At 54.0% G+C, this 21,074-nt stretch carries 15 protein-coding genes, 1 rRNA gene and 1 riboswitch; of the genes, 11 read left to right on the top strand and 5 right to left on the bottom strand.

What is annotated here, in order from left to right:
• Both WH277_RS07325 and metF read left to right on the top strand, forming a co-directional pair.
• Complete coding sequence (locus tag WH277_RS07325) at positions 1–2,436, top strand: bifunctional aspartate kinase/homoserine dehydrogenase II (protein ID WP_133846348.1); 2,436 nt, start codon at positions 1–3, stop codon at positions 2,434–2,436.
• 214 nt (positions 2,437–2,650) lie between these two features.
• Entirely contained in the window at positions 2,651–3,553 is a 903-nt protein-coding gene (gene metF / locus WH277_RS07320) for a methylenetetrahydrofolate reductase (protein WP_133846347.1), read from the top strand.
• A 108-nt stretch (positions 3,554–3,661) separates the two neighbouring features.
• Here metF and ppc read toward each other — a convergent pair whose 3' ends face one another.
• Both ppc and argE read right to left on the bottom strand, forming a co-directional pair.
• Positions 3,662–6,313 (bottom strand): phosphoenolpyruvate carboxylase, encoded by a 2,652-nt coding sequence (gene ppc / locus WH277_RS07315; protein ID WP_133846346.1) that lies wholly within the window; start codon positions 6,311–6,313, stop codon positions 3,662–3,664.
• Positions 6,314–6,684: 371 nt separating this feature from the next.
• Positions 6,685–7,836 carry an acetylornithine deacetylase gene (argE, locus tag WH277_RS07310; RefSeq protein ID WP_133846345.1) on the bottom strand — a complete coding sequence of 384 codons (1,152 nt, stop codon included), beginning with the start codon at positions 7,834–7,836 and terminating at the stop codon, positions 6,685–6,687.
• Between the two features lie 171 nt (positions 7,837–8,007).
• On the opposite strand from argE, the gene argB reads away from it, so the two are divergent.
• The 3 genes from argB (at position 8,008) to argH (ending at position 11,612) form a co-directional block, all read left to right on the top strand.
• The gene (gene argB, locus WH277_RS07305) at positions 8,008–8,784 is read left to right on the top strand and encodes an acetylglutamate kinase (RefSeq protein ID WP_133846344.1); all 777 of its coding nucleotides are present in this window, start codon (positions 8,008–8,010) and stop codon (positions 8,782–8,784) included.
• Positions 8,785–8,933: 149 nt separating this feature from the next.
• A complete protein-coding gene (locus tag WH277_RS07300; protein ID WP_133846343.1) occupies positions 8,934–10,148 on the top strand; it encodes an argininosuccinate synthase in 1,215 nt (404 codons plus the stop codon).
• A 90-nt stretch (positions 10,149–10,238) separates the two neighbouring features.
• Positions 10,239–11,612 carry an argininosuccinate lyase gene (gene argH / locus WH277_RS07295; protein ID WP_133846342.1) on the top strand — a complete coding sequence of 458 codons (1,374 nt, stop codon included), beginning with the start codon at positions 10,239–10,241 and terminating at the stop codon, positions 11,610–11,612.
• 86 nt (positions 11,613–11,698) lie between these two features.
• Here argH and WH277_RS07290 read toward each other — a convergent pair whose 3' ends face one another.
• The gene (locus tag WH277_RS07290) at positions 11,699–12,430 is read right to left on the bottom strand and encodes a glutathione peroxidase (protein WP_339505126.1); all 732 of its coding nucleotides are present in this window, start codon (positions 12,428–12,430) and stop codon (positions 11,699–11,701) included.
• Positions 12,431–12,565: 135 nt separating this feature from the next.
• Between WH277_RS07290 and oxyR the strand changes: the two genes are divergently transcribed.
• The gene (gene oxyR, locus WH277_RS07285) at positions 12,566–13,480 is read left to right on the top strand and encodes a DNA-binding transcriptional regulator OxyR (protein WP_133846340.1); all 915 of its coding nucleotides are present in this window, start codon (positions 12,566–12,568) and stop codon (positions 13,478–13,480) included.
• Here oxyR and sthA read toward each other — a convergent pair.
• Positions 13,463–14,863, bottom strand: coding sequence for a Si-specific NAD(P)(+) transhydrogenase (gene sthA / locus WH277_RS07280; RefSeq protein WP_133846339.1), 1,401 nt, complete (start codon positions 14,861–14,863; stop codon positions 13,463–13,465). The two genes, oxyR and sthA, sit on opposite strands and share 18 nt — an antisense overlap.
• A gap of 192 nt (positions 14,864–15,055) precedes the next feature.
• Between sthA and fabR the strand changes: the two genes are divergently transcribed.
• Together fabR and WH277_RS07270 are read left to right on the top strand one after the other, a co-directional pair.
• A complete protein-coding gene (gene fabR / locus WH277_RS07275) occupies positions 15,056–15,697 on the top strand; it encodes an HTH-type transcriptional repressor FabR (RefSeq protein WP_133846338.1) in 642 nt (213 codons plus the stop codon).
• Positions 15,698–15,761: 64 nt separating this feature from the next.
• Complete coding sequence (locus tag WH277_RS07270; protein WP_339505125.1) at positions 15,762–16,118, top strand: YijD family membrane protein; 357 nt, start codon at positions 15,762–15,764, stop codon at positions 16,116–16,118.
• Between the two features lie 36 nt (positions 16,119–16,154).
• On the opposite strand, the gene trmA is transcribed toward WH277_RS07270, so the two are convergent.
• A complete protein-coding gene (gene trmA, locus WH277_RS07265) occupies positions 16,155–17,255 on the bottom strand; it encodes a tRNA (uridine(54)-C5)-methyltransferase TrmA (protein WP_133846336.1) in 1,101 nt (366 codons plus the stop codon).
• A gap of 125 nt (positions 17,256–17,380) precedes the next feature.
• A riboswitch (cobalamin riboswitch) is annotated at positions 17,381–17,560 on the top strand.
• 67 nt (positions 17,561–17,627) lie between these two features.
• Between trmA and btuB the strand changes: the two genes are divergently transcribed.
• The 3 genes from btuB to WH277_RS07250 all read left to right on the top strand — a co-directional run.
• Positions 17,628–19,508 (top strand): TonB-dependent vitamin B12 receptor BtuB, encoded by a 1,881-nt coding sequence (btuB, locus tag WH277_RS07260; RefSeq protein WP_133846335.1) that lies wholly within the window; start codon positions 17,628–17,630, stop codon positions 19,506–19,508.
• On the top strand, positions 19,453–20,304 hold the full coding sequence (gene murI / locus WH277_RS07255; RefSeq protein WP_133846334.1) for a glutamate racemase: 852 nt from the start codon (positions 19,453–19,455) through the stop codon (positions 20,302–20,304). The genes btuB and murI overlap by 56 nt, the downstream gene beginning before the upstream one ends.
• Positions 20,305–20,709: 405 nt before the next feature.
• Positions 20,710–21,074: ribosomal RNA gene (locus WH277_RS07250) — 16S ribosomal RNA — on the top strand; the annotation flags it as partial.

Here is a 21,074-nt window from a genome sequence, read left to right as displayed (position 1 = left end):
ATGAGTTATTCAGCAGTGGCAGGGGCAGACAGTTCGCGGCAGTTACATAAATTTGGTGGCAGTAGCCTGGCCGATGCCAAATGCTACCTGCGTGTTGCCGGGATCATGGCAGAGTACAGCCAGCCGGGTGACCTGATGGTGGTCTCGGCAGCCGGCAGTACCACTAACCAGCTGATTAGTTGGCTTAAGCTGAGTCAGAATGATCGGTTGTCTGCGCACCAGGTGCAACAGGCATTACGCCGTTATCAGAGTGAGCTGATTAGCAGTCTGTTACCGTCGGATGTCGCTGAACCGCTGATTGCTGAGTTTATTCATGACCTCGAAAAACTGGCCGTCCTGCTGGATAACAAAATCACTGATGCAGTTTATGCACAAGTCGTGGGGCACGGTGAAATCTGGTCGGCACGTCTGATGTCAGCGGTGCTGAACCAGCGGGATATTCACGCAGGCTGGCTGGATGCTCGCGATTTTTTACGCGCCGAACGTGCCGCACAGCCGCAGGTGGATGAAGCGAAGTCACAGCCGCTGTTACAGCAGTTGATGGCGCAGCGTCCTGAACAGCGTTTGGTGGTCACTGGTTTTATCTGCGCAAATGATGCGGGTGAAACGGTGCTGTTGGGGCGTAACGGCAGTGACTATTCTGCAACGCAGATCGGTGCGCTGGCCGGTGTGACACGCGTGACCATCTGGAGTGACGTGGCTGGCGTGTACAGTGCTGACCCGCGTAAAGTGAAAGATGCGTGTTTGCTGCCGCTGCTGCGTCTGGATGAAGCCAGTGAGCTGGCACGTCTGGCGGCTCCGGTCCTGCATACGCGTACGCTTCAGCCGGTTTCAGGCAGCGATATCGATCTGCAACTGCGTTGCAGCTATCAGCCAGAACAGGGATCAACACGTATTGAACGCGTGCTGGCTTCAGGCACCGGGGCGCGTATCGTGACCAGCCATGATGATGTTTGTCTGATCGAATTCCATGTACCTGCACAGCATGATTTTGCCGCGCGGCATAAAGAGATCGATCAGCTACTGAAGCGTGCACAGGTTCGTCCGCTGGCAACCGGCGTCCATCCTGACCGTAATCTGTTACAGCTGTGCTACACCTCGGAAGTGGTAAACAGTGCCCTGACTCTGCTGGAGGATGCTGGATTACCGGGGCGTTTGCAGCTGCGTGAAGGCATGGCAATGGTGGCGATGGTGGGGGCAGGCGTTTGCCGTAACCCGCTACACAGTCACCGTTTCTGGCAGCAGATGAAAGATCAGCCGGTGGAATTTATCTGCCAGTCACAGGAAGGCATCAGCCTGGTGGCGGTGCTGCGCGTCGGGCCGACGGAACATCTTATCCGGGGCCTGCATCAGACGCTGTTCCGTGCGGAGAAGCAGGTAGGCCTGGTGCTGTTTGGCAAAGGCAACATCGGTTCCCGCTGGCTGGAGCTGTTTGCCCGTGAGCAGGAAACCCTTTCTGCGCGCACCGGGTTTGAATTTATTCTTGCCGGAGTGGTGGACAGCCGCCGCAGTCTGTTGAGTTACGACGGGCTGGATGCCAGCCGCGCGCTGGCCTTCTTTGAAGAGGAAGCGGTAGAGCAGGACCAGGAGTCGTTGTTCCTGTGGATGCGCGCTCATCCGTTTGACGATCTGGTGGTGCTGGATGTGACCGCCAGTGAAACGCTGGCTGCGCAGTACTTAGATTTCGCCAGCTACGGTTTCCACGTGATTGGTGCGAACAAAGTGGCAGGCGCGGCCAGTAGCAATAGCTATCGCCAGATCCGCGATGCGTTTGCGAAAACCGGGCGCCACTGGTTGTATAACGCCACGGTCGGTGCCGGGTTGCCGGTAAACCACACGGTGCGCGATCTGCGTGAAAGCGGTGACAGCATTTTGTCGATCAGCGGTATCTTCTCCGGCACGCTCTCGTGGCTGTTCCTGCAATTTGATGGCACGGTGCCCTTTACCGAACTGGTGGATCAGGCGTGGCAGCAGGGTCTGACTGAACCCGATCCGCGTGTCGACCTCTCCGGCCAGGATGTGATGCGTAAGCTGGTGATTCTGGCGCGTGAGGCGGGCTACGATATTGAACCTGACCAGGTACGCGTTGAGTCGCTGGTTCCCGCCAGCTACCAGTCGGGATCGGTGGATGACTTCTTTGAGAATGCCGATGAGTTGAATGACCAGATGGTCCAGCGCTTTGAAGCCGCTCAGGAACTGGGACTGGTACTGCGCTACGTCGCACGTTTCGATGCCAACGGCAAAGCGCGTGTTGGCGTGGAAGCCGTGCGTGACGATCATCCGCTGGCGGCGCTGTTGCCGTGTGATAACGTGTTCGCTATCGAAAGCCGCTGGTATCGCGATAATCCCCTGGTGATCCGTGGGCCAGGTGCAGGGCGCGATGTCACTGCCGGAGCCATTCAGTCGGATCTCAACCGCCTGGCACAGTTGCTGTAATCTCCTCCTCATTTGGGCCAGGCATGCCTGGCCCCTTCGCCACACCACACCATCATGAAATTCCCTCATCTTTGTTGAGGATTTGTCACGCCAGGCCATCATTTATCTGTTGACTGAATAACCAATTTCCGTCATTTTGAATGTCTGGACGTCTAAACGGATAGACGTTCAAGGTAGCGAGCCATCTTCAGCAGCGATCGATGAGGTAAAGGGTATGAGTTTTTTCCACGCAAACCAGCGCGAAGCATTGAACCAAAGTCTTGCCGAAATCAGCGGGCAAATTAACGTTTCCTTTGAGTTCTTTCCGCCGCGTACCAGTGAAATGGAAGACACCCTGTGGAGCTCAATCGATCGCCTTAGCAGCCTGAAGCCAAAATTCGTTTCGGTCACCTACGGTGCCAACTCAGGTGAACGTGACCGTACCCACAGCATTATCAAAGGCATTAAAGACCGCACCGGTCTGGAAGCCGCCCCACATCTGACCTGTGTTGATGCTACCCGCGATGAACTGCGCGCCATTGCCCAGGATTACTGGGACAACGGCATCCGTCATATTGTGGCGCTGCGCGGTGACCTGCCGCCGGGCGGTGGCAAGCCGGAAATGTACGGGGCTGACCTGGTCGCCTTGCTGAAAGAAGTGGGTGATTTCGATATTTCTGTCGCGGCCTACCCGGAAGTGCATCCGGAAGCGAAAAGCGCACAGGCCGATCTGATCAACCTGAAACGTAAAATTGATGCCGGCGCGAACCGCGCGATCACTCAGTTCTTCTTTGATGTAGAAAGTTACCTGCGTTTTCGTGACCGTTGCGTGTCTACCGGTATTGATGTTGAGATTGTCCCGGGTATTCTGCCGGTGTCGAACTTTAAGCAGTTGCAGCGCTTTGCCACCATGACTAACGTGCGCGTACCGGGCTGGATGACCAGCATGTTTGAAGGACTGGATAACGACCCGGAAACCCGCAAAATGGTGGGTGCCAATGTCGCGATGGATATGGTGAAGATCCTCAGCCGCGAAGGGGTGAAAGATTTCCATTTCTACACGCTGAACCGTGCCGAAATGAGCTATGCCATTTGCCATACGCTGGGCGTACGCCCGGGGGCGCAGATCATCGCCTGAGAGGGGCGGCACAAACAGAAAAAGGACGCGAAAGCGTCCTTTTTTGATCGTGGCGGGCGAACATCTGTAGGGGCCGATCATTTTTTCCGATCGGCCCGTGAGGCCAGATTAACCGGTATTACGCATCCCTGCCGCCACCCCGGCAATCGTCACCATCAGTGCCTGCTCAACGCGGGCATCCGGCTCTGCGCCTTCTGCTTCCTGCTGGCGTGAACGATGTAACAGTTCGGCCTGCAATACGTTCAGTGGGTCAGTGTAGACGTTACGTAGCGCAATCGATTCGGCAATCCACGGCTGGTCGGCCATCAGATGGGAATCGTTGGCGATGGTCAGCACCGCTTTAATATCGGAGTCCAGCTGGTCACGTAGCTGTTTGCCCAGTGCCCACAGCGACTTATCGACCAGGCGCTGATCGTAGTACTCCGCCAGCCACAGGTCGGCTTTCGAGAACACCATTTCCAGCATCCCCAGGCGGGTAGAGAAGAACGGCCAGTCACGACACATGGTCTCCAGCGTTTCCTGATGACCATCTTCCATCGCTTTCTGCAATGCGGCACCGGCACCTAACCAGGCAGGCAGCATCAGGCGGTTTTGCGTCCAGGCGAAGATCCACGGAATGGCGCGCAGTGATTCGACACCCCCCGTCGGACGACGTTTAGCCGGACGCGAACCCAGGGGTAATTTGGCCAGCTCCAGCTCCGGTGTGGCGGAGCGGAAGTACGGCACGAAATCGGCGTGTTCACGCACATAGCCACGATACATTTTGCAGGAAACATCAGAGAGCTGATCCATGATGCTGTTCCACTCTGCTTTCGGCTCCGGTGGTGGCAGCAGGTTAGCTTCGAGGATCGCGCCGGTGTACAGCGACAGGCTGCTGATGGTGACTTCTGGCAGGCCGTATTTGAAGCGGATCATCTCACCCTGTTCGGTGACACGCAGGCCACCTTTCAGGCTGCCCGGAGGCTGAGACAGCAATGCCGCATGCGCTGGCGCACCACCACGGCCGATTGAGCCACCGCGTCCATGGAACAGCGTCAGGGTGATACCCGCTTTCTCGCAGGTTTTGATCAGTGCATCCTGGGCCTGGTATTGTGCCCAGCTTGCTGCCATCACGCCCGCATCTTTCGCGGAGTCAGAATAGCCAATCATCACCATCTGTTTGCCCTGAATCAGGCCGCGATACCAGTCAATGTTGAGCAGCTGGCTCATCACGTCGTTGGCGTTATTCAGGTCATCGAGGGTCTCAAACAGCGGTGCGACCGGCATGGCGTAAGTAATGCCCGCTTCTTTCAGCAGCAGGTGAACCGCCAGCACGTCTGACGGCGTTTTCGCCATCGAGATCACATAGGCAGCAATCGAACCCTGAGGCACTTCTGCGGCCACGCGGCAGGTATCCAGCACTTCTTTGGTGTCGGCGCTGGGTTCCCACTGGCGCGGCATCAACGGACGCTTGGAATTCAGTTCACGGATCAGGAAGGCCTGTTTGTCGGCCTCTGACCAGCTTTCATAGTCGCCAAGACCGAGGTAACGGGTGATCTCTGCAATGGCTTCAGTGTGGCGGGTACTCTCCTGGCGCAGGTCAATACGCACCAGTGGAACGCCAAAGCACTTCACGCGGCGCAGGGTATCAAGAAGCTGACCGTTCGCGATGATGCCCATGCCACACGCCTGCAGTGACTGGTAGCAGGTGTACAGTGGTTCCCACAGCTGGTCGTTGGAGATCAGTAAATTGGCCGGGCGTGGTAAGCGCTCGCCCTTCAGGCGGCGTTCGAGATAAGCCTGAGTGCTCATCAGCTGGCCACGGAGGTTTTTCATGATCTCGCGGTAAGGTTCCAGGGCTTCCGGGTTACCACACAGCTCACGGACTTCTGGCGTACATTCAGACATCGACAGCTCAGAAACCAGCACGGCGATATCACGCAGGAACAGGTCGGTCGCTTTCCAGCGGCTCAGTTGTAAAACATGGCGAGTGATGTCGGCCGTGACGTTCGGGTTGCCGTCGCGGTCGCCGCCCATCCAGGAGGTAAATTTCACGGGGACAAAATCAACCGGCAGGGTGTAACCAAAAGCGGCTTCAACCTGTTCGTTTAGCTCGCGCAGGAAGTGAGGAACACCTTCCCACAGGCTGTTTTCGACGACCGCAAAGCCCCATTTAGCTTCATCGACCGGTGTCGGGCGGTATTTACGAATTTCATCGGTATGCCAGGCCTGTGCAACCAGCTGACGCAGGCGGCGCATGATCTTGCCGTGGTCATAATCAGACAGGTCATTGTGATCCAGCTGTTGCAGGCAGGTATTCACTTCTACCAGCTTATGGATCAAGGTGCGGCGGGTGATTTCAGTCGGGTGCGCGGTCAGAACAAGTTCAAGCGACAGGGACTCAATAGCTTCACGAACGGCGGCTTCGGTCAGGTCCGGCTGCTGCTTCAGGCGTTCAAACGTCTTTGCCAAGAGCTCCGGGTGATTCGCACCTTCGCCTTTTGGCGAAATGGTGTGGTACTGCTCGGCCACGTTGGTCAGGTTGAGGAACTGGCTGAAAGCGCGGGCAACCGGCAACAGTTCGTCATTGGACAGATTTTGCAGCGTGGACAGCAACTCTTGACGGTGGGCATCATTTCCCGCACGTGATGACTTAGAGAGCTTACGGATGGTTTCTACCTGGTCCAGGATGTTCTCTCCCAGTGCATCCTTAATCGTATCCCCGAGCAGTTTGCCGAGCATACTGACATTACTTCGCATTGCGGAATATTGTTCGTTCATATGACCCCTGACACCCTTCTTGTATTTGTAACTTTAATATCCGTCATACTTGAAGCTGCAACTACGTTGGCTGCTCTCACTCACCCGAATCACTGACTAATGTAAGCTCATCGGGACTCGCTCTTTTGCCGCCTTGCTGCAACTTCAACTATTTTGGCTATAAATAACCCTTGTGGGCATAACTTAGCCTTTTATCTAGCCACGTTAGCAACCATTCGTCAATTGACTTAAATTTGCCGCATCGTGACGCTAAATAGCGGGAATTTATGAAATTTAATTACAACGGAGTGAGATAAGTTATTCTTATCAACCAGAATAATTGAAATCGGTGGCAAACGGCTGTTTTGGCAGTCATTTACCCCCTTTTTTACTCAGTGATGGCAAAAATGATGCACCACCTGGGCGATTAACTCCCGGGTAGGTTTGATAAATGCCGTGTCAATAAATTCATCCGGCTGGTGTGCCTGATCGATCGATCCTGGGCCTAAAACCAGCGTCGGGCAGATTTCCTGAATAAATGGCGCCTCGGTACAGTAGTTCACTACTTCCGTTTCTGTCCCCAGCAATTTCTCCACGACCTGTACCAGCTGATGCTCGCGCGGGCACTCATAACCCGGGATCGGGGGATGCAGTTCACCCACGGTCAGGCGGCCTGGCCAGCGTGCACTGACGGGTGCCAGCGCTTCATTCAGCAAACCGTCAAGGTCGCTTAACGTCAGGCCTGGCAGTGGGCGGATATCCATATGCAATTCACAACAGGCGCAGATACGGTTGGCAGCGTCGCCACCGTTGATGTGGCCAAAGTTCATGGTCGGATAGGGAATGGCGAATCCGTCATGGTGGTAGCGCGTTTTTAGCGTATTACGCAGTTCCATCAGTTGGGTAATCGACTCGTGCATCAGCTCAATGGCGTTGACGCCGCGTCCTGGATCGCTTGAGTGGCCGGACTGGCCCTGAATGCGAATCACATTGGAGAGATGGCCTTTGTGGGCGCGAACGGGTTTCAGTGAGGTGGGTTCACCGATAATGGCGCAGTCCGGGCGCAGGCTGGTGGTTTCTGAGAAAAACTTCGCGCCTGCCATCGTGGTTTCTTCGTCAGCGGTGGCGAGGATATACAGCGGTTTTTTCAGCGTTGAAACGTCAATATCACGCAGGGTATCTAAAATGAAGGCGAAGAAGCCTTTCATATCGGCGGTGCCCAGACCGTACAGTTTGTTGTCGTGCTCGGTCAGGGTAAAGGGATCGCGCGTCCAGCGGCCATCGTCGAAGGGAACGGTATCGGTATGACCCGCCAGCAGCAGCCCGCCGGCGCCGTGGCCGCTCTTCGCCAGCATATTGAATTTGTTGCGCGTACCGGGAACGGGTTGGACTTCCACGCTGAAGCCAATATCGCGGAACCAGCCGGCCAGTAAATTGATTAAAGTCTGATTACTCTGATCGAGCGCGCTGTCGGTTGCGCTGATTGATGGTGTAGCAATCAACTGGCGGTAAATCTCGATAAAAGGGGGTAATTTTGTCTTCACTGTTGACAGTCCTTGAGTTAGGATAGTATCAATATTCATGCATTAATAGTGAATAAAAATACATTAACGACGACCGGATGGAAACCGATAAATTTGTCTTCCACGGTAGCAGTTCAACAGGCGTTTTGGCAGCCCTGAAGCGCAATGACTCACAGTGAGCGAGTGACTTTCATGACAAATCCGTTAATTATCAAGTTGGGTGGTGTGTTGCTGGACAGCGAAGAAGCGCTGGAGCGGCTGTTTGACGCCCTGGTGACCTACCGTGCTGCCCACCAACGCCCACTGCTGATTGTTCACGGTGGTGGCTGCCTGGTGGATGAGCTGATGACTAAGCTTGCGCTGCCGGTGAAGAAGAAAAACGGCCTGCGCGTGACACCTGCCGATCAGATTGACATTATTACCGGTGCACTGGCCGGGACGGCGAACAAAACCCTGCTGGCCTGGTCGAAAAAACATGGCATTGATGCCGTTGGTCTGTGCCTCGGTGACGGCGGAAGCGTCAATGTAGCGCAGTTTGATGATGAACTTGGGCACGTGGGCCTGGCAACGCCGGGATCGCCACGGCTGATCGCCACACTGCTGGAGGCGGGTTATCTGCCAGTAGTGAGTTCGATTGGTATTACTCAGGATGGCCTGCTGATGAACGTTAACGCCGATCAGGCCGCGACGGCGCTGGCCGCCACTCTGGGTGCAGACCTGATTCTGCTCTCTGACGTTAGTGGTATTCTCGATGCCAATAAACAGCGCATCGCCGAGATGACGGCAGAGAAAGCAGAACAGCTGATTGCTGATGGTGTGATCACTGACGGCATGATCGTCAAGGTGAATGCCGCACTGGACGCTGCCCGTACCCTGGGCCGTCCGGTAGATATTGCCAGCTGGCGCCATGCTGAACAGCTGCCAGCCCTGTTTAACGGTGTGTCTATTGGCACCCGTATCCTCGCTTAATTATAAACCTTTCCCGAAAAATTTCGGGTTGCAGCAAGGCGGCGACGGAATGAATCCCCGGGAGCTTAGTTCACTAAGTGACTGGGGTGAGTGTAGGAAGCCAACGTAGTTGCAGCGTGAAAGATGATGGGAAATTGAAGGAAGAGACAATGCAAGATAAAAGCATCAAGAAAATCGTACTGGCTTACTCCGGCGGTCTGGATACTTCGGCCATTATTCCGTGGCTGAAAGAGAACTACGGCGGCTGTGAAGTGGTGGCATTCGTGGCCGATATCGGTCAGGAACGTGGCGATCTGGAAGGTGTAGAGCAGAAAGCGCTGCAATCCGGTGCATCTGAATGCCACGTTGTGGACCTGCGTGAAGAGTTCATCAGCGAGTACGTGTATCCGGTGCTTCAGACCGGTGCCCTGTATGAAGGCACCTACCTGCTGGGGACGTCAATGGCGCGCCCAATTATCGCTAAAGCTCAGGTTGAGCTGGCACTGAAAGTGGGGGCAGATGCACTGTGCCACGGCGCAACCGGTAAAGGTAACGACCAGGTGCGTTTCGAAACCACCTATACCGCACTGGCTCCGCAGCTGAAAGTGGTGGCACCGTGGCGCGAGTGGAACCTGCGTTCCCGTGAAGCCCTGCTGGACTACCTGAAAGAGCGTAATATCCCGACCACCGCGTCGCTGGAAAAAATCTACAGCCGTGATGAAAACGCATGGCATATCTCCACCGAAGGCGGCGTGCTGGAAAGCCCGTGGAACGCACCGAACAAAGATTGCTGGGTGTGGACCGTGGATCCTTTGGAAGCACCAGACCAGCCTGAGCAGGTGACCGTTGCCGTTGAGAAAGGCCGTGTAGTTGCCGTCAACGGTGAAGCGTTAAGCCCGTTTGGCTGCCTGGACAAATTGAATGCTATCGGTGCCCGTCACGGTGTTGGCCGTATCGATATCGTGGAAAACCGCCTGGTGGGCATCAAGTCCCGTGGCTGTTACGAAACCCCAGGCGGCACCATCATGGTGAATGCGCTGCGTGCGGTTGAGCAGCTGGTTCTGGACCGTGACAGCTTCAAATGGCGTGAGCAGCTGGGCCTGGAAATGTCCTACGTGGTTTACGATGGCCGTTGGTTCGCGCCACTGCGCAAATCCATTCAGGCATCTGCCGCTGCCCTGGCAGAAGAAGTGAACGGTGAAGTGGTTCTGCAACTGTATAAAGGCCAGGTCACCGCGATTCAGAAGAAATCTGCTAACAGCCTGTACTCTGAAGAGTTTGCGACCTTCGGTGAAGATGAAGTATACGATCACCGTCATGCAGGCGGCTTTATCCGTCTGTTCTCACTCTCTTCACGCATCCGTGCGCTGAACGAGAAGAAGTAATTTTTTGGGCGAGGCAACTCGTCCCTACAGGTATTCGTAGGGGCGGCACATGTGCCGCCCTTATTACATTATTTGAATGGAGTACGCATCATGGCACTTTGGGGTGGACGGTTTACGCAGGCAGCAGATCAACGTTTCAAGCTCTTCAATGACTCACTGCGCTTCGACTATCGTCTGGCAGAGCAGGACATCACTGGTTCCATTGCCTGGTCCAAAGCGCTGGTGACGGTCAATGTATTAACCACAGAAGAACAGCAGCAGCTGGAAGTGGCGCTGAATGTTCTGCTGGAAGACGTGCGCGCGAACCCACAGCAAATTCTGGAAAGCGATGCCGAAGATATTCACAGCTGGGTGGAAGGCAAACTGATTGACAAGGTCGGTGCGCTGGGTAAAAAACTCCACACTGGCCGTAGCCGTAATGACCAGGTCGCTACCGATCTGAAACTGTGGTGTAAAGCGCAGGTCAGCGAACTGCTGATCGCCACACGCCAGTTCCAGCAGGCGCTGGTGGCGACGGCGGAAGCCAATCAGGACGCCGTCATGCCGGGCTATACCCACCTGCAACGTGCCCAGCCGGTGACGTTTGCACATTGGTGCCTGGCCTACGTTGAGATGCTGGCACGCGATGAAAGCCGCCTGCAGGATACGCTGAAGCGTCTTGACGTCAGCCCGTTGGGCTGTGGCGCACTGGCCGGAACCGCGTACGAAATCGACCGTGAGCAACTGGCAGGCTGGTTAGGTTTTGCCTCCGCGACCCGTAACAGCCTGGACACCGTGTCTGACCGTGACCATGTGCTGGAACTGCTGTCTGATGCGTCCATCGGCATGGTTCACCTGTCGCGTTTCGCGGAAGATCTGATCTTCTTCAACACCGGCGAATCCGGTTTCGTTGAGCTGTCCGATAAGGTCACTTCGGGGTCATCCCTGATGCCGCAGAAGAAAAACCCGGATGCGCTGGAGCTGATCCGTGGCAAAGTTGGCCGCGTACAAGGCGCATTGACCGCGATGAGCATGACCCTGAAAGGTCTGCCGCTGGCGTATAACAAAGATATGCAGGAAGACAAAGAAGGGCTGTTTGATGCGCTCGATACCTGGTCTGACTGCCTGCATATGGCCGCACTGGTGCTGGATGGTATTCAGGTGAAACGCCCACGTTGCCAGGAAGCCGCTGAGCAGGGTTACGCGAATTCGACGGAGCTGGCGGATTATCTGGTCGCGAAAGGCGTGCCATTCCGTGAAGCGCACCATATTGTAGGTGAAACCGTGGTCGAAGCGATTAAACAGGGTGTGGCGCTGGAAGCGCTGACGCTGGGTGATTTACAGAAGTTCAGCAGTGTGATCGGAGAGGATGTGTACCCGTTCCTGTCTCTGCAATCTTGCCTGGATAAGCGTAACGCGAAAGGCGGTGTCTCTCCGCATCAGGTATCAAAAGCGATTACTGAAGCGAAACAGCGTCTGGCGTAATGCCTTTTGTGTCAGGCATGCATAGGGTCAGGTATGCCTGACCCCTTGGATGACATAGGGGATGGGTATGCCCATCCCTGTTCGGTTTATGCCGTAAAGAACTGCTGTAAATCATCGCTTCCGCCAATATGGCGACCACCGATAAACACCTGCGGCACAGTGGCACGGCCAGTAACGGCGCGCAAACTGACGGTCGTGGCATCCTGGCCCAGCACGATCTCTTCGAACTGAATTCCACGATCTAACAGCATCTGTTTGGCTTTCGCGCAGAATGAACAGCCTGGTTTGGTGAACAGGGAAACGGATTCCTGCACTTTAAATTCTGGTGCGACGTAGCGCAGCATGGTGTCTGCATCAGACACTTCAAACGGGTCGCCCGGCTTGTTAGGTTCTACAAACATCTTCTCTACCACACCGTTGCGTACCAGCATCGAGTAACGCCATGAACGCGGACCGAAGCCGAGATCGGCTTTCTCAACCAGCATCTCCATGCCACGGGTGAACTCACCGTTACCGTCAGGAATAAAGGTAATGTGTCCGGCGTTCTGATCGGCCTTCCAGGCATTCATCACAAAAGTATCGTTAACCGAGACGCACAGGATACTGTCCACTCCATGTTTTTTGAACACATCCGAGAGTTCGTTATAGCGCGGCAGGTGGCTGGAGGAGCAGGTAGGAGTAAAAGCCCCCGGCAGTGAAAAGACGATCACGGTTTTGTCTTTAAACAGCTCATCAGTAGTGACATCGACCCAACTGTCGCCCTGACGTGTGTGAAAAGTGACCTGCGGGATGGACTTACCTTCCTGACTTGCAAACATAAAAGACCTCAAGGTGATTGAATTTGGTGTGCCCCTTTTTGGCACCGGCACATTATTATCATTCAGGCTTGATAGGGATAATCGTTGGTTGCTATGCTATCTATCGTCACGGGCTATCGTGAAAAAGAGGATAAGATGAATATTCGTGATCTGGAGTATCTGGTTTCGCTGGCAGAACATCGCCATTTTCGTCGTGCAGCCGATGCCTGCCATGTGAGTCAGCCAACGTTAAGCGGCCAGATTCGCAAGCTGGAAGATGAGCTAGGGGTGATGCTGCTGGAACGTACCAGCCGCAAGGTATTATTCACTCAGGCAGGTCTGCTGCTGGTGGATCAGGCCCGGACTGTGCTGCGGGAGGTCAAGGTCCTGAAAGAGATGGCCAGCCAGCAAGGCGAGGCGATGTCCGGCCCGCTGCACATTGGGCTGATCCCGACCGTTGGCCCGTATCTGTTGCCGCAGATTATTCCTACGCTTCATCAGACCTTCCCTAAGCTGGAGATGTATCTGCACGAAGCACAAACGCAGCAACTGCTGGCGCAACTCGACAGCGGTAAGCTGGACTGTGCGATCCTGGCATTGGTGAAAGAGTCAGAAGCGTTTATTGAAGTCCCACTCTTTGATGAGCCGATGAAACTGGCGATCTATGCGGATCACCCGTGGCACGACCGCGATCGTGTTCCGATGTCGGATCTGGCCGGGGAGAAACTGCTGATGCTGGAAGATGGTCACTGTCTGCGCGATCAGGCGATGGGCTTTTGCTTCCAGGCGGGGGCGGATGAAGATACGCATTTCCGTGCGACCAGTCTGGAAACGCTGCGCAATATGGTGGCGGCGGGCAGCGGTATCACACTGTTACCTTCGCTGGCCGTACCGAACGAAAGAGTGCGTGATGGCGTCTGTTATCTGTCCTGCTATAAGCCGGTACCACAGCGCACTATCGCCCTGGTGTATCGCCCAGGTTCACCTCTGCGTGGCCGTTATGAACAGCTGGCAGAGGCGATCCGTGAGCATATGCGAGGTGTGATGGGCCGCTTAGAACAGCCTGTTTAAACCGTTAAGCGCCGCCACCCGATAGGCTTCCGCCATGGTGGGGTAGTTAAAGGTGGTATTCACGAAGTACTCAATCGTGTTGCCACCGTTTTTCTGCTCCATAATCGCCTGGCCGATATGGATAATCTCCGCAGCACGTTCACCGAAGCAGTGAATACCGAGGATCTCTTTGGTTTCGCGGTGGAACAGAATTTTCAGACTACCAACGTTCATACCAACAATCTGCGCACGTGCCAGGTGTTTAAACTGCGCACGGCCCACTTCATATGGCACTTTCATTGCTGTCAGTTGCTGCTCGGTTTTCCCGACAGAGCTGATTTCCGGAATGGTATAGATACCTGTAGGAATATCTTCGATCAGATGAGCGGTGGCCTCGCCTTTGATCATCGCCTGAGCGGCAATGCGGCCTTGATCGTAGGCGGCTGATGCGAGGCTCGGATACCCGATGACATCGCCTACCGCATAGATATGCGGCTGCGCCGTCTGATACATACTGTTCACCTTCAGCAGGCCGCGGCCATCCGCTTCCAGTCCGACATTTTCCAGCCCCAGCCCATCGGTATTACCGGTGCGGCCGTTGGCGTACAGCAGGCAGTCTGCTTTGAGTTTTTTTCCGGATTTCAGGTGCATGATCACACCATCTGCCACACCTTCAATCTTCTCGAACTCTTCGTTGTGGCGTATGACCACGCCGTTATTCCAGAAGTGATAGGACAGCGAGTCAGACATTTCCTGATCGAGGAAAGCCAGCAGACGGTCACGGGTATTGATCAGGTCAACTTTGACGGACAGACCCCGGAAAATCGATGCATACTCACAGCCAATCACCCCTGCGCCATAGATAATCACATGACCAGGTTCATGGTGCAGATTCAGGATGGAGTCGCTGTCATAAACACGTGGGTGGGTAAAGTCGACATCCGGCGGATGGTAAGGACGTGATCCGCAGGCGATGACAAACTTGCCTGCGGTCAGGCGCTCAATGCTGCCATCGTGGCTCTCGATTTCAATGGTGTTGGCATCGATAAAGCGTGCATCCCCCTGGAACAGTTCACAGTGGTTGCGCTCATAGAAACCCTGGCGCATATGGGTTTGCTGGCTGATAACGTTTTCGGTGTGATTCAGAATGTCGGCGAAAGAAGAACGGAGAAGACGCGTGTGGTCGCTATACAGTGGGTTCTGGTTGAACTCGATAATGCGGCTGACGGCGTGACGCAGCGCTTTCGACGGGATTGTTCCCCAGTGTGTACATCCGCCACCAATATTGTGGTAGCGCTCGATGACGGCAATACGTGCACCTTGCTTCACCAGTCCCATCGCAGCACCTTCACCGCCAGGACCGGAACCAATGACAATGGCGTCGTAATCATAAGACTGTTGCATACCAATACGTCCTATTTTCTTATACAATTTTACAACGAGATTCTAACATCTCGCGCCTCAGTTCCCAATTCTAACCGTGCTTTTTGCCATCAAATGCCAAATGACAGGGTTAACAGCCGCTCACAAAGTTTGGCCCACTGTACGCTGAAATTTTTGCTATAGTGCCCACTTGCAGGCTAAACAGGCACAAAAATGGGCGTTAGAGCGCAGCAAAAAGAACGTACACGACGTTCACTTATCGAAGCGGCATTCAGTCAACTCAGTGCCGAACGTAGTTTTGCCAGCCTCAGTTTGCGGGAAGTTGCCAGGGAGGCGGGGATTGCCCCAACGTCATTTTATCGTCACTTTCGTGATGTAGATGAATTGGGATTAACCATGGTGGACGAAAGTGGTCTGATGTTGCGACAGTTGATGCGCCAGGCGCGTCAGCGTATTGCCAAAGGTGGCAGTGTCATCCGCACTTCTGTTTCTACCTTTATGGAGTTTATTGGTAATAACCCAAATGCCTTTCGGTTACTGCTGCGTGAACGCTCCGGCACGTCATCCGCATTTCGTGCCGCTGTTGCCCGTGAAATTCAGCACTTTATTGCCGAACTGGCCGATTATCTGGAAGTTGAGAACCGTATGCCGCGCAGCTTCACCGAAGCGCAGGCAGAAGCGATGGTCATTATCGTGTTTAACGCCGGTGCTGAAGCACTGGATATTGATGTCGATCAGCGACGCCAGTTGGAAGAAAGGCTGGTACTGCAACTGCGTATGATCTCGAAAGGGGCATATTACTGGTATCGACGTGAGCAGGAGAAGCTGGCGGTGACGCTGGAAGCAAAAGACTAAGCGGCCTGGTCAGGGCCTACATGGCAAATAACCTAGCCGACTGGAACAAATTCAAGGGGATGACATGAATTTAGCGATTGGCCGCGATAAAGGCACTCTGCTGTTAACATTTCTTACCGGGCTGTCGATTAACGGCTCGTTTTCGGTGCTGTTCAGCGCAGTGGTGCCATTTTCTGTTTTCCCTCTGATTGCATTGGGTCTGTCGGCCTGGTGCCTGCATCAACGTTATCTTAACCGTGCCATGCCGGACGGTATGCCCTCGCTGGCTGCGGGATTCTTCCTGTTGGGCATTCTCTTGTACAGTGCGATTGTCAGAGCGGAGTATCCTGAGATTGGCTCAAACTTTGTGCCGACCATTCTGATGGTGGCGGTGGTGTTCTGGATTGCTGTTAAGTGGCGCGCGCGTCATTCCAGCGTGTAATGCGAAAGCCGGGCGATGGATATCGCCCGAGCCAGATTAGCGGCGAGTCAGCAGAACGCCGCACTCCATATGGTGTGTGTACGGGAACTGGTCGAACAGGGCCAGACGCGTAATCTCATGAGTAGCCGATAATGTGGCGAGGTTCTCGCACAGCGTTGTCGGGTTGCAGGAGATATAAAGGATACGTGGATACGCCTGCACCATCTTCACCGTTTCGTCATCCAGGCCGCTGCGCGGAGGGTCGACGAAAATGGTTTCACACTCGTAGCTGGTCAGATCGATGCCTTCCAGGCGTCTGAAGCTTCTTTCTCCGTTCATTGCCTGAGTAAACTCTTCTGCCGCCATACGGATAATCTGGACGTTATCGATCTGGTTTACCGCGATATTGTACTGAGCAGAGGCGACTGACGGTTTGGCGATTTCCGTTGCCAGCACGCGGCGGAAGTTACGTGCCAGCGCCAGCGAGAAATTGCCATTGCCGCAGTACAGTTCCAGCAGGTCGCCGCGACAATCGCGCGTCGCATCCAGCGCCCATTCCAGCATCTTCACATTCATTGCCGCATTTGGCTGCGTAAAGCTGTTTTCTACCTGGCGATAGATCATCTCACGCCCGTCCACCATCAGACGCTCATCCACGAAATCCTGATCCAGACAGATTTTGGTTTTAGTCGCGCGGCCGATGAGGTGCAGATCGAAACCTTCAGCGCGCAGCGCATCACGCAGTAGCGTGGCAGCCTGCTGCCATTCATCATCCAGCTTACGATGATAGAGCATAGAGACAACGACCTGCCCGCTGACCGTCGACAGGTAGTCGATCTGGAACAGTTTAAAACGCAGTGCACGCTGGTCGCGCACGGCATCGATCAGCCTTGGCATCAGGCGGTTAATCAGCTCACTGGCTGCCGGGAAGCTGTCCACCCGGATGCGGTCATGTGTCTTCTGATCGAAAATAATATGGTACAGATCATCACCGTCATGCCAGATACGGAACTCTGCACGCATCCGGTAATGGCTGACCGGTGAACGGAAGACCTCGACGTTGGGAGCATTAAACGCAGACATCATGGATGTCAGTCGTGTCACTTTCTCTGTGAGTTGGTCGTCATAGTGTTCAACAGGCAGTTGTTCGGGTGTCATGGGCGTTCCTGAGTATGTGGCAGTGATAGCCGGGCGATTGTAGGGATTCTTTACCTCATGTCCAGTATTGTCCACGATTCAATCTTTATGGATGTCTGGATATCTGGACTTCTAACACATTTGTTCATAAAATGCGTTCCCCGGCCTCCCACGAGTTAATAGGGAATCCAGTGTAAATCTGGAGCTGACGCGCAGCGGTATAGAATGTCGTGACAATAGCGTAACGCAGACACTGTCTTTTGACGGGAAGTCATTGCCACCCAACGATTCTGAGCCCGAAGACCTGCCGGATTAACGTCGCATTTCTTACGGTCATCGCGTGCTATCGATCGTATGCCTGCGGCATCCTGCACATTTTTTGGATGCTTGGTCATGATTACAACAAAAAATACGCTGTTGGCGTTTAGCGCTACGGCAATTTCCCTCTGGGCGCAAAACGGCTTTGCACAGGACAGTAATAAAGAAGAAACGCAGGTTGTGACTGCGAATCGTTTTGAACAGCCAGTCTCTGCTGTATTGGCCCCTACCACGGTGGTCACGAAAGAGCAGATCGACCGCTGGCAGTCAAAAACGCTGACGGATGTGATGCGCCGCCTGCCTGGCGTCGATATTGCTCAAAATGGTGGAATGGGCCAGCAAAGCTCACTGTTTATTCGTGGCACTAACTCCAGCCATGTTCTGGTCTTGATTGATGGTGTGCGCCTTAATCAGGCGGGGATCAGCGGTGCTTCCGATCTCAGCCAGATCCCAATTTCACTGGTTCAGCGGATTGAATATGTACGTGGAGCACGTTCAGCGGTCTATGGTTCTGATGCCATTGGTGGGGTACTCAACATCATTACCACGCGCACTAAGGATGGTACGACGCTTGCGGCAGGGGTCGGTTCCAACGGCTATCAGTCTTACGACGGTTCCACTCAGCAGATGCTGGGCCAGAATACTCGTGTGACGCTTGCAGGTAACTATACCTACACCAAAGGCTATGACGTTGTTGCTAATTATCCTGATGCGCTTGGCAACACTGCACAATCCGATCGTGATGGGTTTATGAGCAAGAACATCTATGGCGCGATTGAACATCAGATCAATGATGATTTTAGTGTCTTTGTTCGTGGTTATGGCTTTGATAACCGTACTGCCTATGACGGTAGCCCGACCTACGTTCAACCCGATACCTATGTTGATACTCGCCAGCTGTATAGCCAGACATGGGATGGTGGACTCCGCTTCAATAATGGTCTCTATTCTTCCAATCTGACCGCCAGCTACAGCCACACAAAAGATTATAACTACAGTCCTGATATGGGACGCTATGCGTCCTCCGCCACTCTTGATGACTCCCAGCAGTATAATTTGCAGTGGGCTAATAATGTGGTCGTGGGACAGGGCAGTGTGGGTGGCGGCGTTGACTGGCAGAAGCAGTCCATTGAGCCAGGGACTGCTTATGTGAATGACCGTCGTGAAGTGACTAATACGGGTTTGTATGCCACCGGGCAGCAGATGTTTGGTCCAGTTACGCTGGAAGGTGCCGTTCGTGGCGATGATCACTCCGTGTACGGCTGGCATAATACCTGGCAAACCAGCGCAGCCTGGGAGTTCATTGAGGGTTATCGTTTTATCGCCAGTTACGGGACTGCATTTAAGGCACCTAACCTCGGTCAGCTGTACGGTTCTTTTGGCGGCAATAGCAATCTTGATCCTGAAGAGAGCAAGCAGTGGGAAGGGGGCTTCGAAGGCTTAACGGGCCCTGTAACCTGGCATGTATCCGCATATCGCAACGATATCGACAGCCTTATTGATTACAGTAGTGCCAACGGCGGTTATTACAATATCAATAAAGCGACCATCAAAGGTGTTGAAGCAACGGCTTCATTTGATACCGGTCCGGTATCTCACCAGATTTCCTATGATTACGTTGATCCGCGTAATGCTGAAACCAATGAGATTTTGCTGCGTCGGGCTAAACAGCAGGTGAAGTATCAGCTCGACTGGACGGTGTATAATTTCGACTGGTCAGTGAGTTATCAATACCTGGGTGAACGCTACGACCGTCAATACGCAACAAATCCAAACGGTGATCTGGCCAAATTGGGCGGTGTCAGCCTGTGGGATCTCGCGGTTTCGTATCCAGTCACATCCCATCTCACTGTTCGTGGTAGAATTGCCAACCTGTTCGATAAAGATTACGAGACAGTGTATGGCTATGAAACCCCTGGACGGGAATACTACCTCAGCGGCAGCTACACCTTCTAAACCGCGCCCCACCGTGCTGGTCTTTGACTCCGGCGTCGGTGGGCTTTCTGTCTATGATGAGATCCGCAAATTATTGCCGGATCTCCATTATCTCTATGCTTTCGACAACGTTGCTTTCCCCTATGGCGAAAAGTCGGAAGAGTTTATCGTCGAGCGTGTGGTGACCATCGTGGAAGCGGTCACTCGGCTCTATCCTCTTGCGCTGGTGGTTATCGCCTGTAACTCGGCGAGCACCGTGACGCTCCCTGCTCTGCGAGAACGCTTTGAATTTCCTGTTGTCGGTGTTGTGCCAGCGATTAAGCCAGCGGCACGTCTGACCCGTAACGGCGTGGTTGGTCTGCTGGCGACGCGTGGCACAGTAAAGCGTCCTTATACTAAAGAGCTGGTGGCGCGTTTTGGTGGTGAGTGCAAAACCGAGATGCTGGGCTCTGCGGAACTGGTGGAGTTAGCAGAAGCTAAGCTGCATGGTCAGCCTGTTCCTATAGAAGAAGTAAAACGTATTCTGCAACCCTGGCTGCGGATGCAGGAGCCACCCGATACCGTGGTGCTTGGCTGCACGCATTTCCCTCTTATCAGTGAAGAGCTACAGCAAGTACTGCCTGAAGGCACTCGTTTAATCGATTCTGGCGCTGCCATTGCCCGCCGTACGGTGTGGCTGCTGGAAAATGAGTCTCCTGAGGCTTTTTCTCAGGATGAGAACATGGCGTTCTGCATGGATATCACTGAACAGGCAGTTCAATTAATGCCCGTTTTACAACGATATGGCTTTGCAAAGCTCGAAAAACTGGCGCTTTAGGGAACTTTAGGGCAAAAAATCATCACTCAGAAAGTTTTTTGCAATTAGCCCTTGTCACTCTCCAGAAAATCCCTATACTGCGCCTCCACTGACACGGAACAACGGCTTACAAGCCACCGGGTCAGGAGCGTCAGGTAACTGATAGCGCCGGAAAAACTTCTCAAAAAGAAGTTGACTCCGAAGGAGGAAAGCGTAATATACGCCACCTCGCAACAGGAAGCTTCGGCACTGATTGCACCGCTCTTTAACAATTTATCAGACAATCTGTGTGGGCACTCGCAGGATTGATATCAGTCACCTCCGGGTGACAAAAAATATCAAGTCTTAAGAGTGAACACATAATGAAATTCATTATGACGTTTTACACTTGAGCATCGCTGCACTTGTTGCAGCAAATCGAACTTTTAATTGAAGAGTTTGATCATGGCTCAGATTGAACGCTGGCGGCAGGCCTAACACATGCAAGTCGAACGGTAGCACAGAGGAGCTTGCTCCTTGGGTGACGAGTGGCGGACGGGTGAGTAATGCCTGGGAAACTGCCCGATGGAGGGGGATAACTACTGGAAACGGTAGCTAATACCGCATAACGTCTTCGGACCAAAGTGGGGGACCTTCGGGCCTCACACCATCGGATGTGCCCAGGTGGGATTAGCTAGTAGGTGGGGTAATGGCTCACCTAGGCGACGATCCCTAGCTGGTCTGAGAGGATGACCAGCCACACTGGAACTGAGACACGGTCCAGACTCCTACGGGAGGCAGCAGTGGGGAAT

The sequence above is a fragment of the Erwinia sp. MYb416 genome, assembly GCF_037479575.1.
Taxonomy (GTDB): domain Bacteria; phylum Pseudomonadota; class Gammaproteobacteria; order Enterobacterales; family Enterobacteriaceae; genus Erwinia; species Erwinia rhapontici.
The sequence above is the reverse complement of the archived record's forward strand: the minus strand, read 5'-3'. Positions and strand labels throughout refer to the sequence as shown.